Below are 354 nucleotides of genomic sequence, written 5' to 3' on the forward strand. Positions count from 1 at the left end.
TGATTAATAACATTTGATGTATTGAAATACATTATAGGTTAATTCCAATTTTCTAACATAACCTGTTGATTAATAACATTAGATGTATTGAAATGAAGCAAAAAAATGGGCAGAAGAAAATCTAGATGGTTGATTAATAACATTAGATGTATTGAAATAATATATAGTTGAATCATCTATACTTTTAATTTTTAGTTAATTAATAACATTAGATGTATTGAAATACATCTGAAATTAAATATCTAATGTTTGTGGAGGGTTGATTAATAACATTAGATGTATTGAAATCCGAAATAATAAGAATCTTTAATATTATAATTATAAGTTGATTGATAACATTAGATGTATTGAAAT

This window comes from Anaerococcus sp. HMSC075B03 (assembly GCF_001815585.1).
Classification (GTDB): domain Bacteria; phylum Bacillota; class Clostridia; order Tissierellales; family Peptoniphilaceae; genus Anaerococcus; species Anaerococcus vaginalis.